This window comes from Pseudonocardia sp. (assembly GCF_029263155.1).
In the GTDB taxonomy this organism is placed as follows: Bacteria; Actinomycetota; Actinomycetes; order Mycobacteriales; family Pseudonocardiaceae; genus Pseudonocardia.
Genome location: NZ_JAJCYB010000101.1, coordinates 37,056 through 51,804 on the forward strand (window position 1 = coordinate 37,056; position 14,749 = coordinate 51,804).

Consider the following 14,749-nt stretch of genomic DNA (forward strand, 5'->3'; position numbering starts at 1 on the left):
CTCATGACGATGCCGTTCTACTCCTCGGTCGACCAGCTCCTGCGCGACCGCTCGGAGCTGGCCCGCAAGGGCATCCAGCGCGGCCGCAGCGTCGTCGTGCTGACCTGGACCGGTGGCGTCCTGTTCGTCGCCGAGAACCGCTCCACCGCGCTGCACAAGGTGTCGGAGATCTACGACCGCATCGGGTTCGCCGCGGTCGGGCGCTACAACGAGTTCGAGACGCTGCGCAACGCGGGCATCCGGATGGCCGACGTGCGCGGCTACACCTACGACCGTCGCGACGTCACCGGGCGGATGCTCGCCAACTTCTACGCCCAGGTGCTCGGCACCTCGTTCGTCGAGCAGCAGAAGCCCTACGAGGTCGAGCTGTGCCTGGCCGGCGTCGGCGAGTCCCCCGACGGCGACCAGCTCTACCGCGTCACCTACGACGGCTCCATCACCGACGAGCCGCAGTTCGTGGTCATGGGCGGCACCACCGACCCGATCAGTACCAAGCTCAAGGAGACCTACCGGTCCGGCCTCGACCTGCCCGACGCGGTGCAGTGCGCCGTCGAGGCGCTGCAGACCCCCGGCAACGGTGGCGAGCCCGCGGTGCTGGGCGTGCGCGCCCTGGAGGTCGCCGTCCTCGACCGCGGCCGCCCGCGCCGCTCCTTCCGGCGGATCATGGGCAGCGCGCTGCGCGAGCTGCTGCCCGAGGCCAACCGCACCGCCGACGCCGCCGCGAACGCCGAGGACGTCGGCGGCGACGAGAGCCCGGTGGTGCCCGAGAACGGTGCCCCCTCCTGACGGCGGTCCTGCCCACCGGCGAGCCGCTGGTCGGCCGCTTCGTCCGGCTCGACCCCCTCCGTGCGGAGGACGTCGACGAGCTGCACCCGCTGCTCGCCGACCCCGAGACCTACGCGGCCGGGCGGCCGGCACCGTGTGCCCGGGACCGGGGAGCCATCGCCGGATCAGGGCAGCGGGCGCTCGGTGCCGCCGCGGGTGGCGATCTGTTCGTCGATGCCGGTGGCCTCGGCGAGGGTGGCGCCGCCGGCCACGGCCTCGCGCCAGGCGGTCTCCCGCTCGGCCACCGCCCGGGTCAGCTCCAGCACGGCAGCCAGGTGCTCGCGGGGGACGACGACCAGCCCGCTCGGATCGCCGCGGACCACGTCGCCGGGGTGCACGGCCACGCCGCCGACGTGCACCGGCACGTTGATCGCACCCGGGCCCTGGTTGGAGCCGGTGGCCGGGTGGACGCCGCGGGCGAAGGTCGGCAGCCCGACCTCGTCGAGGCCCTCGATGTCGCGCACCGCACCGTCGACGACGAGCCCGGTGCATCCCTTGGCCCGGATCGTGCCGCCGACGATGTCGCCGATCACCGCGGCGTCCTCGCGGCCGCCCCCGTCGATGACGAGCACGTCGCCGTCCCCGATCAGGTCGGGCGCCTTGAGGACGAACAGGATGTCGCCCGGCCTGGTCCACACCGTGACGGCGGGTCCGCAGATCTCGGAGCCTCCCGCCAGGCGCCGCAGCGCCGGGCCGACCACCACGACCGGGGCGCCGGAGTCGGCGATCTGGGTGGTGGAGAACTCGCGCAGCGCGGTGACCAGGGCCGGGTCGGGCCGGTCGACCGTCCGGTTCACGGTCCACTGCTGGGCATGCGACCTGCTCATGCCGTCCTCTCCTGGATGGCTGCCGCGAAGGCGGCGGGGGCCTCGAGCGGGGTGAAGTGGCCGACGCCGTCGAGGGCGCGGACGTCGGCGTCGGTGAAGAACTCCCCGACCCGGTCCGACCACTCGCGGGGGAACAGGGGGTCGTGCTCGGGCCAGAGCACGGTGGTGGGGGTGGCGATCCGGTCCGCGGGCGTCGGGGCGCGCTCGGCGACCGAGCGGGCCACCATCCCGGCACCGGCCCGGTACCAGTTGACCGACGCGACGAACGCCCCGGGACGCGCGTAGTCGGCGGCCAGGCGGTCGAGCTCGGCGGCATCGGGGGTGTACGCGGGTCCGGACCAGTGTGTCCAGAAGTGCTCCAGGTAGGCGCGGACGGCGTCGCGGTCGCCGTCGACCAGCTGCTCGACCAGGTGGAGCTGGTGGAAGGCCTGGTACCAGAACTCGCGCTGCGGATCCGGCGAGAGCACACGGTCGCCCGCGCCGGGCAGGGGCGGGGAGATCACCAGCGCCCGCACGAGGTCCGGGCGGCTCGCCGCGATCTCCTGGGCCACCCGGGAGCCGACGTCGTACCCGGCGAGCACGGCCGGTCCGACGCTGAGCCGCTCGACGAGCGTGGCGACGCTGCGGGCCTGGGCCGGCGCAGCGAACGCCGCCGGCTCCGCGGCCGGTGGGCCCGTGGTCGCGCCGAACCCGCGCAGGTCCGGCGCCACGAGCCGACAGCGACCGGCGAGCAGCTCCACGACGCGGCGGAAGTCGTGGCGGTCGCCGGGCCAGCCGTGCAGCAGCACGACCGTTCCGGCCGCGCCGGGATGGTCGCCGTAGGCGGTCCGGAACCCGTCCACCGCGTCACCCAGGGGCACACCGGCACCCTAGCCAGCGGCCGCGGCCGCTGCCCGGTGAGTTGGCCGATCCGACTCGATGCGCCGGCGCCGGTGAGCGGGCGGGCAGGCGGCCGGGTCCGGGCATGGGCGGGGGTCGTGCGCGGGGCGCCGGGTGCGGGGTGCGTCCGAGGCGCGCCGCATACCCCGGCGCGGGCTTCATGATCGGCGGTTCGGAACACCGGCCGTCGGTGGGTACGGCTCGCGGTTCCACGACGTCGATCATGGTGTGCGGTGTTCGTGGAGATCGTCGGTCGGGAACGCGGGGGCGGGTGCGGCACACCTCGCCGTTCCGAAGCGACGATCATGCCCGGGCGCGCTCCCGGGGCCCTGATTCGTCGTGGCCTCCCGGCCGTTCAGCAATCGTAGGTGCGCAGCTCGACGCCGTTGCCGTCCGGATCGCGCAGGTAGATGCCCGACCCCTGGCCCTGGGCGCCGAACAGGCTGCGGGGTGCGGCGACGCCGTGCTCGGCGGCCAGCGCGTCCAGGTCGGCCTCGACCACCAGGGCCATGTGCTCGACGTTGGTGCCGCTGCGCTCCCCGGTCAGCACGTCGATGATCGTGGTGGCGTCGACCCGCAACGACGCGAACGGCACCTCCCCGGCCCGCCACTGCTCCAGCCGAACGGGTTCGAGCCCCAGAACGCCGGAGTACCAGGCGATCAGCCGCTCGGCGTCGGGGCTGATGAGGACGATGTGGTCGAGTCCGGTGACGCGCATGCCCCGTTCCTACCCCACTTCCGCCAGGAGTCCACGGGACCTCTCGCCCTCGTCCGTGGTCTCCGCTGCCGGGAACGCCTGCTTCCCCAGACCCTCGAAGCTGCCCTCCAGCGGCTGCGCGGCGGCGACGAGCTGGGTGAACTCCTCAGGGCAGGAACGGCCGGTCCCGGCCGGTCCAGTTCTCCTCCCGGCGGCGGTAGACCTCGATCGGCTCCTTCGCCACCCGGAAGGTGTAGCGCCCGGCCTCCTCGACGACCTCGCCGTCGGTGGCGAGCATGCCCGGAACCGACAGTTCGACGTCGAACTCGGCCACCTCGCGCTGGCCGTAGACGCGGCTGTGGCCCAGCGCGCCGAGCAGCAGCGCCGCGACCGCGCGCAGCCGGGAGAAGCGGATGTCGGCGCGCAGCCACCGCACATCGAGCAGGCCCGAGTCGAGAGTGGGTCGCCAGGCCGGGACCATGCCGCGGGGGTGGTAGGGACCGTTGCCGACGAACAGGAACCACACCGCGGTCCAGCGCCCCTCGATCCGGACCCGCACCGGCTCGGCCCGGCTCAGCACCACCACCAGCGCGACGGCGAACGCCGGCCACTTGCCCCAGCGCGGCTGCCACTGCTCGCGCAGCCGCACCAGGTCGGGGTAGGAGCCCAGGCTCGCGGTGTTGAGGAACGCGCGGGTGCGGATCACCGACTCGGAGTCGGATGCGGGCGGATGCACCTCGACCAGCGCGAGGTCGACGGCGACCGCCTCGCCCGCCGCGGTGGCGTCGACGGCCTCCTGCAGGTCGTAGACGCCCACGTCGCGCGCGAAGTGGTTGAGCGTGCCCGTCGGGACGACGACGAGCGGCAGCCGGCGCCGGCCGGCGACCGTGGCTGCGGCCGCGACGGTGCCGTCCCCACCGGCCACGCCGATGGCGCGCACCCGGTCGCCGTGGGCCGCGACGGCCGCGTCGAGCTGCTCGTCGAGTTCCCGGTCCGGCACGGCCCGGACCACCGCGGCACGGGGGAACGCGGTCTCCAGCTCCGCGGCGGGGTCGTGCTCGGGATCGCCGGACCGCTGGTTGGAGACCATGACCAGGCCCTCGCCGCGGGTGAGGACCGGCACGGTGTCGAGCGGGCGGGCCCGGGCCTCGTCGGTGGGCCGCACCGGCCACCAGCGCCGGGTGAGCAGCGCGACGCCGGTGCCCAGCGCCGCGCCGGCGACCACGTCGGAGGACCAGTGCACGCCGACGTGCACGCGCGAGTAGGCGACGGTGGCGGCCAACGGGACCACGGCCAGGCCCAGCCGCGGGCTCTCCATGACCACCGCGGTGGCGAAGGCGGCGGCCGACGCCGCATGCCCGGACGGGAACGACGAGGACGTCGGGGGCTCGGGGAGCTGCTGGTAGGCCGGCAGCTCGGACGCGGCGGGGCGGCGACGCGGCAGCAGCGGTTTGAGCACGCCGTTCGCCGAGGTGCTGGCCAGCGCGACGGACGCCACCCCGCGTAGGGCGGCCTTGCGGCTCGACCCGCGCCGCGACCCGAGCAGCGCCGCGACGGCGAACCACAGCACGCCGTGGTTGGCCGCGGTCGACACGGCCTTCATCGCGTCGTCGAAGCGGGTGCGGGGCAGGTCGGACACCGCCCGCGAGATCACCCGGTCCAGCTCGCTCACCCGGTCCACGCGACCCCGCACCCGTCTGATCACGTGCTCGACACTACGGCCGGACGTCCGTGCGGTACCGCCCGGTACGGCCGGGGGCCGGACCCGTCGCCGCCGGGCGAGCCGACGTCCCGGAACGGTCAGCGACGCAGACGCAGGGCCCGCATGATCCGCAGCGGCAGCAGCCCGATCAGCGGTGCGCGTCTGCCCAGGTCGGCGGAGTCCTCCCGGTCGAGGCCACGGGCGTAGCGGGTGGCGTCCTCGGCGCTGGGATAGACCTTCGAGCCGCCCGCGCCGCAGCCCCGACGGCAGGACCAGGTCATCGTCGGACCGTCGGCGCTGAATCGATACCGATGCCCGAGAAGGGAACATCTCACGAATTCCAGGCTAGCGCGGCGACGACCGGGTACTGGTCGGCTGTGGCGGATGTACAGCTGGGAAAGGTCAGCACACAGGTCCCGGCCCGGATGGACCGGTTGCCGTGGTCGCGGTGGCACTGGCGGATCGTCGTCGGGCTGGGAACGGTCTGGATCCTCGACGGCCTCGAGGTCACGATGGTCGGGGCGGTGGCGGCCCAGCTGACCGAGCCGGACAGCGGGATCCAGCTCAGCGCCGGCCAGATCGGCCTGGCCGGGGCCATCTACATCGTCGGCGCCTGTACCGGCGCCCTGTTCTTCGGCCAGCTCACCGACCGGTTCGGGCGCAAGAAGCTGTTCCTCCTGACGCTGGTGGTCTACATCGTGGCCGTCGTGGCCACCGCGTTCGCGTTCGCGCCCTGGTACTTCTACCTGGCCAGATTCGTGACCGGGTTGGGCATCGGCGGGGAGTACGCCGCGATCAACTCGGCGATCGACGAGTTCATGCCGGCCCGGGTCCGCGGCCAGGTCGACCTGGCCATCGCCGGCTCCTACTGGCTCGGCTCGGCGGGCGGGGCCGCGATGGCGGTGCTGCTGCTCAACACGTTGCCGCCCGACCTCGGCTGGCGGGCGGCGTTCGGGTTCGGGGCCCTGCTCGGCCTGGTCATCCTGTTCGTCCGACGGCACGTCCCGGAGAGCCCGCGCTGGCTGTTCATCCACGGCCGGGCCGAGGAGGCCGAGCGCATCATCGACCGCATCGAGCGCGAGGTCGTCGACGAGACCGGCCAGGAGCTCGAGGAGCCCGGACCGGGGATCACCGTGCGCCAGCGCCGGACGATCCCGATCCGGACCATCGCCTCCACCGCGTTCACGCTCTACCCCCGCCGCACGGTCCTGGGGCTCGCGCTGTTCGTCGGCCAGGCGTTCATCTACAACGGGATCACCTTCAGCCTCGGCAACATCATGAGCACCTTCTTCGGGGTGGCCGCGGCGATCACCCCGGTGTTCATCATCATCTACGCGCTCGGGAACTTCGCCGGCCCGCTGACCCTGGGCCGGCTGTTCGACACGGTCGGACGAATACCCATGATCGCCGGCTGCTACCTGGGATCGGCGATCCTGACCCTGCCGCTCGCCTACTTCTTCGCCAACGGCTCGCTCAACCGGTGGACCTTCATCGCGCTGGTGGTCGCGATCTTCTTCCTCGCCTCCTCGGGCGCGAGTGCGGCGTACCTGACCGTCAGCGAGGTCTTCCCGCTCGAGACCCGCGCTCTGGCGATCGCCTTCTTCTACGCGCTGGGCACCGCGCTCGGGGGCATCACCGGACCGTTGATCTTCGGTCGACTGATCGACACCGAGAATCCGGGCTGGGTCGCCGTCGGGTTCCTGATCGGGGCCGGGGTGATGGCGCTGGGCGGGGTCGCCGAGCTGGTCCTGGGTGTGCGCACCGAGAAGGCCAACCTGGAGAACATCGCCCAGCCGCTGACCGCCGCCGACGCCGAGCGGGAGGACTCCGACGAGGAGGACGCAGAGCCCGGGGACGACCGGGCGACCGGTCCGCGGCGGGACGCGGAGCAGCGAAGCGAGGAGGCGCAGCGCCAGCACGCCGCGGCCGCCGAGCACCGGGCCGCGGCGCTGGCCGCGGGCTCGGGCACCGGCCAGGTGTCCGAGCGCGGACGCGTCGAGGAGTCATTGGCCGAGATGGCCGGGCTGCGCGCCCAGGAACTCGAGGAGCAGGCTGCGGCGTTCGAGGCGCTCGCCGACGCCCGGGACCGCAGCGGCCACGAGCGCGACGCCGCCCGGCAGCGGGCTCAGGCGGCCGAGCAGCGGGCCCGCGCGCTGGGCGAGCAGGTGTCCGCGCTGGCCGCCGAGCGGCAGGGCGACGAGTCGATGCACGAGGCCCTCGCCGCGGCGGCGATGGAACGTGCCCGCGCCCGCGAGCAGCGGGCGCTCGCCGAGCAGGCGCTGGCCGACGGCGGGATCGACGCGGCCGGGGACGGCGAGGACGACGGCGAGGGCGCCGTCGTCGCCCGCGCCCGCGCTGCGCAACACGAGGCCTGGGCCGTGGTGCACGACGAGCGCGCCCGCGTCCACGAGGTCCGCGGCGAGCAGGGTGCCGAACCGGACCCGGCCACCGAGGAGCGCCTCGGCGAGCTGGAGCGGCAGGCCGTGGCCGCGGAGGAGCTCGTCCGGGTGGCCGAGCACCGGGCGGACGCACAGAGCCGCCGGGCTCACCGGGAGGCCTCCGAGGAGATGGATGAACAGCAGCGGGCGCGCGAGCGCCACGACGCCGAGATCGCGCAGCGGATCCGGGCCCGCGCCGACCGCAGGTCGCAGCGCGACCGCGCCGGATTGCGCCGGTACCGCCCCGGCCCGAGCCCGACGCTGGGCGGTGGGCGGCTCGGCGGCCTCACCCTCACCCGGCGCGACGACGAGCGGGATCTCGACCGCGAGGTCGAGGTGCTGGCCCGGGCGCTGCAGGAACACGGCGAGGCGTCCCGCGCGGAACTGGTCCGGCTGATCGGGGCCCGCTACTGGGGGCCCGGCCGCTTCGGGTCGGCGCTGGCGGAGGCGGTCGACGAGGGCCGGATCCGCCGCCTGTCCCGCACGACCTACGGGCCGGTGGACGACCCGGGGCACGACGAAGCCCGGTGACACCGGTCGACCGGTGCGGTGTTCCCGGGCCCCGGCCCGGGTACGCGACGGTGGGCCCGAACCCGGCCGTCGAGGAGGAGACACACCTGATGAACGAGAGCTTCCGGCTCGGCCGGGTCGCCGGCGTTCCGGTCGGCGCCCACTGGAGCGTCCTGGTGGTGCTCGGCCTGATCGCGTTCGGGCTGTCGGCCGGGCGCCTGCCCCAGGTCGCCCCCGGGGCGTCACCTGCGCTGTACCTGGGCGTCGGTGTCGTGACCGCGCTGGTGTTCCTCGCCTGCCTGCTGGCGCACGAGGTGTCCCACGCGGTCCTCGCGCAGCGCAACGGGGTCGGTGTGCGGGGCATCACGCTGTGGTTGTTCGGTGGGGTGGCGCAGCTGCGCGGCGACCCGGCCACCCCCGGCGCCGACGCCCGCATCGCCGGGGTGGGGCCGCTGGTCAGCCTCGTGCTGGGCGGGCTGTTCCTGGTGCTGTCCGGAGCCGTGGTGGCCGCCGGTGGCAGCGGCGTGGCGGTCGCCGCACTGGGCTGGCTCGGTGTGATCAACCTCGTGCTGGCGGTGTTCAACCTGATCCCCGCGGCGCCGCTCGACGGGGGGCGGCTGCTGCGGGCGGGCATCTGGCGGGTCACCGGTGACCGGCGTCGGGCCGCGGTGTCCGCGCCCCGGGCCGGGCGGGCCCTCGGCCTGGTCCTGATCGTGCTGGGGTTGGCCCAGGTGGTGCTGGCCCAGGGGTTCGGGGGCCTGTGGATCGCACTGATCGGATGGTTCGTCGTGGCCGCCGCTCGGGCCGAGGAAGAGGCGGCCGGTCGCGACGAGACCCTGGCCGGGATCCAGGTCGGGCAGGTGATGACCGCCGACCCGGTGACCGTGGCGCCGGATCTCACCGTCGAGGACTTCGTCGAGGAGCACCTGCTGCACGGGCGGCACGCGAGCTTCCCGCTGCGCGACGCCGCCGGTGGCTTCGCCGGCCTGGTCACACTGAACCGGGTGCGCGAGGTGCCGGCCGGTGAGCGCGCGGCCACGCGGCTCGCTGCGATCGCCTGCCGGCCCGCGGAGGTACCGGTGGCCGCCGCCGACGAGGACCTCGCGGACCTGCTGCCGCGGATGCAGGGGTGCGCGGACGGGCGGGCGGTGGTGCTCGACGCGTCCCGCCGGGTACTCGGCATCGTGGCACCGTCGGACATCTCCCGGCTCACCCACCGCGCCGAGCTGCGGTGATGCCGCAACGGGCGGCGGCCGCGGAGAACGCCCACGGTTCGCCGCTCGCGCAACATGTTCGATCCGGCGCCGGTACGCCTAGGCTGGGTGGATGCAGCGGCGGATCTACGGTGTCGAGACCGAGTTCGGGGTCACCTGCACCTTCCACGGCCAGCGACGTCTCTCCCCGGACGAGGTGGCGCGCTACCTGTTCCGCCGCGTCGTGTCGTGGGGGCGCTCGTCGAACGTCTTCCTGCGCAACGGCGCGCGGCTCTACCTCGATGTCGGCTCCCACCCCGAGTACGCCACCGCGGAGTGCGACTCGCTCGCGCAGCTGGTCAGCCACGACAAGGCGGGGGAGCGGATCCTCGAGGACCTGCTCGTCGACGCCGAGCGACGGCTCGTCGACGAGGGCATCGGCGGCGACATCTACCTGTTCAAGAACAACACCGACTCCGCGGGCAACTCCTACGGCTGCCACGAGAACTATCTCGTCGCCCGGGCCGGGGAGTTCTCCCGCATCGCCGACGTCCTGCTGCCGTTCCTGGTCACCCGCCAGCTGATCTGCGGCGCGGGCAAGGTGCTGCAGACCCCCCGGGGGGCGGTGTACTGCCTCTCCCAGCGTGCCGAGCACATCTGGGAGGGCGTGTCGTCGGCCACGACGCGCTCGCGGCCGATCATCAACACCCGCGACGAGCCCCATGCCGACGCCGAGCGCTACCGCCGCCTGCACGTGATCGTGGGCGACTCGAACATGTCCGAGACCACCACGATGCTCAAGGTCGGTGCGGCCACCCTCGTCCTGGAGATGATCGAGGCCGGGGTCCAGTTCCGCGACTTCACCCTGGACAACCCGATCCGCGCCATCCGCGAGATCAGCCACGACCTGACCGGGCGGCGCACGGTGCGCCTGGCCGGGGGGCGCGAGGCCAGCGCGCTGGACATCCAGCGCGAGTACCACGCCCGGGCCGTCGAGCACCTCGCCACCCGCGGCAGCGAGGACGCGGCGATGACGCGCGTCGTGGAGCTGTGGGGACGCACGCTCGACGCCGTCGAGAGCCAGAACCTCTCACTGATCGACCGGGAGATCGACTGGGCCATCAAGAACCGGCTCATCGAGCGCTACCGGCTGCGCAACGACCTGGACATGGCCAGCGCGCGGGTGGCCCAGCTGGACCTCGCCTACCACGACATCCGACGCGGGCGCGGGCTGTTCGACCTGCTGCAGCGCAAGGGCATGGTCGAGCGGGTCACCGACGACGGCGAGATCGAGGCCGCCAAGGACACGCCGCCGCAGTCCACCCGGGCCAAGCTGCGCGGGGACTTCATCGCCGCGGCCCAGGCCGCCGGGCGGGACTTCACCGTCGACTGGGTGCACCTCAAGCTCAACGACCAGGCCCAGCGCACCGTGCTGTGCAAGGACCCGTTCCGGTCGGTCGACGAGCGGGTCGACCGGCTGATCGCGTCGCTGTAGCTCGCGTCGCCGCAGCCGCGCACCAACAGGTCATCCGCGCACGTCCGGACGTGCGCGGATGACGGGAAGATGCGCGGCTGCGGCGGGCGACGGGGATCAGGCCTCGCCGAGGAACCGCTCCCGGATCTGGCTGAGCTCGCTCTGCACCGTCGCGGAGGCGACGGTCTCGTCGTTGCGTCCGGGCTCGATCCCGAACGAGCGCAGCAGTGCGGTGGCCGGTTCCGCCGGATCGCCCGCCTCGCCGAGCACGGGGTGCAGGCCGGCTTCCGCGAGGTGGTTGAACACGAGGTTCACGACCGTCCACGGGTTGAACGTCTCGGGCTCGGCGTTGGTCATGGGCGGGAGCTTCCGCTGCCGTGCTGCCGCGGTCAAGGGACCGCGCCAGCGGTGTCGCAGGATGAGACGCCGCGACGGATTCCGGCGGTCGGCCACGGGCGGCACGGGCACGGGCCTACGATGCCGGACGTGTCCTCCTCGCGGGCCGAGCGGCTGGTGAACCTGGTGCTCTGCCTGCTGTCCACGCGCCAGTTCCTCACCGCCGAGCGGATCCGCGCGATCGTCCCCGGCTACGCCGACGCGCCCGGCGACGACGCGTTCTTCCGGACGTTCGAGCGCGACAAGGCGGAGCTGCGCGAGCTCGGGGTGCCGCTGGAGACCGGCCGGATCTCGTCGTTCGACACCACCGACGGCTACCGCATCGCCCGCCAGGACTACGAGCTGGGCGAGATCGACCTCGAACCCGACGAGGCGGCGGCCGTCGCGCTGGCCGCCCGGCTGTGGGACTCGCCCGAGCTGGCCGGGGCCGCGCACGGCGCGCTGGTGAAGCTGCGCGCGGCCGGCGTGGAGGTGGACGAGGACTCCGGGCGCATCCAGCCGCGGGTCCGCGCGGCCGACCCGGCGTTCGCGCCGCTGCTCGCCGCCGTGCACGCCCGGCGGGCCGTCGCCTTCGACTACCGCAGGGGCGGACCGGGCGGGGAGGTCTCGCGGCGCCACGTCGAACCGTGGGGGGTGGTGTCGTGGCGTGGGCGCTGGTATCTCGTCGGGCACGACCGCGACCGCGACGACGTCCGCCAGTTCCGGATCTCGCGGGTGGTGGGGCCGGTCGCGGCCGTGGGGCGGCCCGGCGCGGTCGTGGTGCCCGACGGCCTCGACCTGACCGCGATGGTGCGGCGCAGCACGGACCTGCCGCCCGTCATCGGTGTCGCGAAGGTGTGGGTGGCGACCGGGCGGGCGCAGGGGCTGCGCCGGCTGGGTCGCGTGGTCGGCCCGCTGCGGCACCGGGACCGTCCCGGTGACGAGCTGGAGGTCGAGCTGCGCGATCCGGCGATGGTCGCCCGCTGGCTGGCCGGCCACGGCCCCGACATCGCCGTGCTCGACCCGCCCGATCTCGCGGAGCGGGTCCGGGCCACCTGGGCCGCGGCCGCCGGCCTGGTGGCGGCGCCGTGACCGGGAGGTCGCCCGCCCCGGGCGCGGTCCCGCCGGGCCCCGACGGGGCGCGACCGTGACCCACGAGGGCGTGGGGGAACGGCTGCCGCGGCTGCTGTCGCTGGTGCCCTACCTGCTCGCGCGGCCCGGGGTGCTCGTCGCGGAGGTGGCCGAGGACTTCGGCGTCACCGAACGGCAGCTGCGCCGCGACCTGGAGCTGTTGTGGATGTGCGGGCTGCCCGGCTACGGGCCCGGCGACCTCGTGGACCTGTCGTTCGCCGGCGACACCGTCACCGTCACCGAGGACGCCGGCATGCGCAGGCCGCTGCGGCTCACCACCGCGGAGGCCACGGCGCTGCTGGTCGCCCTGCGGACGCTGGGGGAGCAGCCCGGCGTCGTCGACACCGGTGCCGTGCGGCGGGCCACCGCCAAGATCGAGCAGGCGGTCGGGGTCGCCGGGCCCGCGGGCGTCACCGTCGAGCTGACCCGCGAGGAGGAGGCCACCACCGCGGCCGTCCGGCGCGCGCTGGAGGCGGGTCGCGCGCTGCGGATCGTCTACTACACCGCCGGGCGCGACGCGGTGTCGCAGCGCACGGTGGACCCGATGCGGCTGCTCATCGTGGAGGGCCGCGGCTACCTGGAGGCGTGGTGCCGCCGAGCCGGTGGGGTCCGGCTGTTCCGCCTCGACCGCGTCGAGGACGTGGAGGTGCTCGACGAGCCCGCCGCGGCGCCGCCCGACGCCGAGCCCGCCGACGTGTCTGCCGGGGCGTTCCGGGCCCGCGCCGAGCACCCCTCCGCGGTGCTGCTGCTCGAGGCCGGTGCCCTGTGGGTGTCGGAGTACTACCCCGTCGAGGAGGCGGTCGAGGTCGAGACGGGCCGGGTGCGGGTGCGGCTGCGCTACGCCGACCCCGACTGGCTCGTCCGCCTCGTGCTCGGTCTCGGGGGCTCGGCGCGGGTGCTGGAACCCCCGGAGCTGGCCGACGCCGTCGGTCGCCGGGCACGCGAGGCGCTGGCCGCGGCCGGCGAGGACGGGAGCCGTCGATGATGGTGGCGTACGTGACGGTCGGTCTCGGGGTCGTGGCGCTGCTCGCGGTGCTGCTGGCGGTGCGGCCCCGGCTGCGCCGGTTCTCGCGGGCCGCGGCGCGGCTGCGGTCCGACCTGGCCGACGGCACCGCGGCGCTTCCCGCGGTGCGGTGGCGCCGCGGATGAACCCGGCCTGGTCAGAGCGCGGACGGTGGGGGAGAAGGCCGTCCGGACGGATCGTGCCGGAGAGGACCGAGTAGGCTACCCGGTGTATTGACCACGGCGGAAGGACGAACCATGCCGAGCCTCGGCGGCTGGGAATTCGTGATCCTCATCGGCATCCTGGTGCTGCTCTTCGGCGCCAAGCGACTGCCGGACATGGCCCGCTCCATCGGCCAGTCGGCCCGGGTGTTCAAGGGCGAGATGAAGGGCATGAAGGACGACGGTGCCCAGAAGGACGGTGCCCAGACGCCCGGGGCCCAGAAGGACGAGCCGGCCACCCCGCCGCCCGCCCCGCTGCCGCCCGCGCAGCCCGCGCCGTCCGCCACGCAGCCCGCGCCCCCGGCTGCGCAGCCAGAGCCCGCCCCCACCCCGGGGCAGGCCCACAACGGCTCCGCCCAGTAACGTCCTCCGGTGGCCAGGTTCTCCCTGCGTCGGGCCGCCCGGAGGGCGAAGAGTCCCGACGGGACCATGTCGCTCGTCGAGCACCTCTACGAGCTCCGGTCGCGGCTGACGATCGCACTCGTCGCGATCGCCATCACCACGGTCTTCGGCTTCATCTGGTACGAGGTCGACTTCTTCGGGGCCCCGAGCCTGGGTGACCTGCTCAAGGAGCCCTACTGCGGCATCCCGGCCACCTCGCGGGGGCAGTTCACCGTCGACGGTTCCTGCACCCTCCTGGCCACCGGGCCGTTCGACCAGTTCGCCCTGCGGCTCAAGGTCGCGATGACGGCCGGGATCGTGCTCGCCTGCCCGGTCTGGCTCTACCAGCTGTGGGGCTTCATCACCCCGGGGCTCCTGGCCAAGGAGCGGCGCTACGCGGTCAGCTTCGTGACGGTGGCCGCCGTGCTGTTCGTCGCCGGTGCGGTCCTCGCCTACCTGGTCGTGAGCCAGGGCCTGTACTTCCTGCTGACCATCGGTGACGAGGTCCAGACCACCGCCCTGAGCGGCGACTACTACTTCTCCTTCATCATCGGGCTGCTGCTGATCTTCGGGGTCAGCTTCGAGATCCCGCTGCTGGTGGTCATGCTCAACTTCGCCGGCGTGATCACCTACGAGAAGCTGCACTCGTCCCGCCGCGGCCTGATCTTCGGTCTGTTCGTGTTCGCCGCGATCGCCACGCCGGGCCAGGACCCGATCTCGATGGTGGCACTGGCCCTGGGCCTGGTGGTGCTGTTCGAGATGGCCATCCAGGTCGCCCGGATCAACGACCGTCGCCGGGCGAAGAAGCGTGCCGCCGAGGGCTGGGACGACTGGGACCCCGACGCGCCGTCGCCGATCGACACCACGCCGAGCCCCATCGACACGAGCCCGAGTGCGATCGACCCGAGCCCGGAACCGGTGGAGCAGCCCGCGGCCACCTCGTCGCCCGCCGATGCGCCGGTGTCCCAGCGCTCGTCCGGTCGGGGTCTGGACGACGTCACCTGAGGGCCGCCGGGCCGCCCGGTCCGGCGCCCTGATCGGCCGTCCCGGGCCCGCGGGCAGTGACGCGCGAACGGGTGCCCGAGCACCGAGG

At 74.1% G+C, this 14,749-nt stretch carries 15 protein-coding genes; 9 read left to right on the forward strand and 6 right to left on the reverse strand.

Annotation, left to right across the window (positions count from 1 at the left end):
- The first annotated feature begins 3 nt into the window (after positions 1-3).
- Positions 4-786, forward strand: coding sequence for a proteasome subunit alpha (prcA, locus tag Q1K26_RS20715; protein ID WP_300015504.1), 783 nt, complete (start codon positions 4-6; stop codon positions 784-786).
- Positions 787-950: 164 nt separating this feature from the next.
- On the opposite strand, the gene Q1K26_RS20720 is transcribed toward prcA, so the two are convergent.
- The 5 genes from Q1K26_RS20720 to Q1K26_RS20740 all read right to left on the reverse strand — a co-directional run bounded on the left by Q1K26_RS20720 (position 951) and on the right by Q1K26_RS20740 (position 5,211).
- Positions 951-1,652, reverse strand: coding sequence for a dimethylmenaquinone methyltransferase (locus Q1K26_RS20720; protein ID WP_300015507.1), 702 nt, complete (start codon positions 1,650-1,652; stop codon positions 951-953).
- The gene (locus Q1K26_RS20725) at positions 1,649-2,512 is read right to left on the reverse strand and encodes an alpha/beta hydrolase (RefSeq protein ID WP_300015510.1); all 864 of its coding nucleotides are present in this window, start codon (positions 2,510-2,512) and stop codon (positions 1,649-1,651) included. The genes Q1K26_RS20720 and Q1K26_RS20725 overlap by 4 nt, the downstream gene beginning before the upstream one ends.
- Positions 2,513-2,886: 374 nt before the next feature.
- Positions 2,887-3,249 (reverse strand): VOC family protein, encoded by a 363-nt coding sequence (locus Q1K26_RS20730; RefSeq protein ID WP_300015513.1) that lies wholly within the window; start codon positions 3,247-3,249, stop codon positions 2,887-2,889.
- 145 nt (positions 3,250-3,394) lie between these two features.
- Entirely contained in the window at positions 3,395-4,933 is a 1,539-nt protein-coding gene (locus Q1K26_RS20735) for a phosphatase PAP2 family protein (RefSeq protein WP_300015516.1), read from the reverse strand.
- Between the two features lie 95 nt (positions 4,934-5,028).
- Complete coding sequence (locus tag Q1K26_RS20740) at positions 5,029-5,211, reverse strand: hypothetical protein (RefSeq protein ID WP_300015519.1); 183 nt, start codon at positions 5,209-5,211, stop codon at positions 5,029-5,031.
- Positions 5,212-5,307: 96 nt separating this feature from the next.
- Here Q1K26_RS20740 and Q1K26_RS20745 point away from each other — a divergent pair, with 96 nt between their 5' ends.
- From Q1K26_RS20745 to pafA, 3 genes are all read left to right on the forward strand, one after another.
- Positions 5,308-7,899: an MFS transporter gene (locus Q1K26_RS20745; RefSeq protein WP_300015522.1), complete on the forward strand. Its 2,592-nt coding sequence runs from the start codon at positions 5,308-5,310 to the stop codon at positions 7,897-7,899.
- Between the two features lie 89 nt (positions 7,900-7,988).
- Positions 7,989-9,113 (forward strand): site-2 protease family protein, encoded by a 1,125-nt coding sequence (locus Q1K26_RS20750; protein ID WP_300015525.1) that lies wholly within the window; start codon positions 7,989-7,991, stop codon positions 9,111-9,113.
- Between the two features lie 91 nt (positions 9,114-9,204).
- Complete coding sequence (gene pafA / locus Q1K26_RS20755) at positions 9,205-10,566, forward strand: Pup--protein ligase (protein WP_300015528.1); 1,362 nt, start codon at positions 9,205-9,207, stop codon at positions 10,564-10,566.
- 96 nt (positions 10,567-10,662) lie between these two features.
- On the opposite strand, the gene Q1K26_RS20760 is transcribed toward pafA, so the two are convergent.
- Positions 10,663-10,902 carry a hypothetical protein gene (locus tag Q1K26_RS20760; RefSeq protein ID WP_300015531.1) on the reverse strand — a complete coding sequence of 80 codons (240 nt, stop codon included), beginning with the start codon at positions 10,900-10,902 and terminating at the stop codon, positions 10,663-10,665.
- Between the two features lie 129 nt (positions 10,903-11,031).
- Between Q1K26_RS20760 and Q1K26_RS20765 the strand changes: the two genes are divergently transcribed.
- The 5 genes from Q1K26_RS20765 (at position 11,032) to tatC (ending at position 14,661) form a co-directional block, all read left to right on the forward strand.
- Positions 11,032-12,012, forward strand: coding sequence for a WYL domain-containing protein (locus tag Q1K26_RS20765; RefSeq protein ID WP_300015534.1), 981 nt, complete (start codon positions 11,032-11,034; stop codon positions 12,010-12,012).
- A 55-nt stretch (positions 12,013-12,067) separates the two neighbouring features.
- Positions 12,068-13,036, forward strand: coding sequence for a YafY family protein (locus tag Q1K26_RS20770; RefSeq protein ID WP_300015537.1), 969 nt, complete (start codon positions 12,068-12,070; stop codon positions 13,034-13,036).
- An 11-nt stretch (positions 13,037-13,047) separates the two neighbouring features.
- Positions 13,048-13,200, forward strand: coding sequence for a hypothetical protein (locus Q1K26_RS20775; RefSeq protein ID WP_300015540.1), 153 nt, complete (start codon positions 13,048-13,050; stop codon positions 13,198-13,200).
- Positions 13,201-13,311: 111 nt separating this feature from the next.
- Positions 13,312-13,638, forward strand: a complete 327-nt coding sequence (gene tatA, locus Q1K26_RS20780; protein ID WP_300015543.1) for a Sec-independent protein translocase subunit TatA — start codon at positions 13,312-13,314, stop codon at positions 13,636-13,638.
- Positions 13,639-13,647: 9 nt separating this feature from the next.
- Positions 13,648-14,661 carry a twin-arginine translocase subunit TatC gene (gene tatC / locus Q1K26_RS20785; RefSeq protein WP_300015546.1) on the forward strand — a complete coding sequence of 338 codons (1,014 nt, stop codon included), beginning with the start codon at positions 13,648-13,650 and terminating at the stop codon, positions 14,659-14,661.
- The last annotated feature ends 88 nt before the right edge of the window (positions 14,662-14,749 follow it).

What these genes read in the sequence shown, in the direction of transcription:
- prcA (WP_300015504.1), top strand. Translation starts at nt 4, where the DNA reads ATGACGATGCCGTTCTACTCCTCGGTCGACCAGCTCCTGCGCGACCGC.
- Q1K26_RS20740 (WP_300015519.1), bottom strand. Translation starts at nt 5,211, where the DNA reads ATGACCTGGTCCTGCCGTCGGGGCTGCGGCGCGGGCGGCTCGAAGGTC.
- Q1K26_RS20720 (WP_300015507.1), bottom strand. Translation starts at nt 1,652, where the DNA reads ATGAGCAGGTCGCATGCCCAGCAGTGGACCGTGAACCGGACGGTCGAC.
- pafA (WP_300015528.1), top strand. Translation starts at nt 9,205, where the DNA reads ATGCAGCGGCGGATCTACGGTGTCGAGACCGAGTTCGGGGTCACCTGC.
- Q1K26_RS20750 (WP_300015525.1), top strand. Translation starts at nt 7,989, where the DNA reads ATGAACGAGAGCTTCCGGCTCGGCCGGGTCGCCGGCGTTCCGGTCGGC.
- tatA (WP_300015543.1), top strand. Translation starts at nt 13,312, where the DNA reads ATGCCGAGCCTCGGCGGCTGGGAATTCGTGATCCTCATCGGCATCCTG.
- Q1K26_RS20730 (WP_300015513.1), bottom strand. Translation starts at nt 3,249, where the DNA reads ATGCGCGTCACCGGACTCGACCACATCGTCCTCATCAGCCCCGACGCC.
- Q1K26_RS20760 (WP_300015531.1), bottom strand. Translation starts at nt 10,902, where the DNA reads ATGACCAACGCCGAGCCCGAGACGTTCAACCCGTGGACGGTCGTGAAC.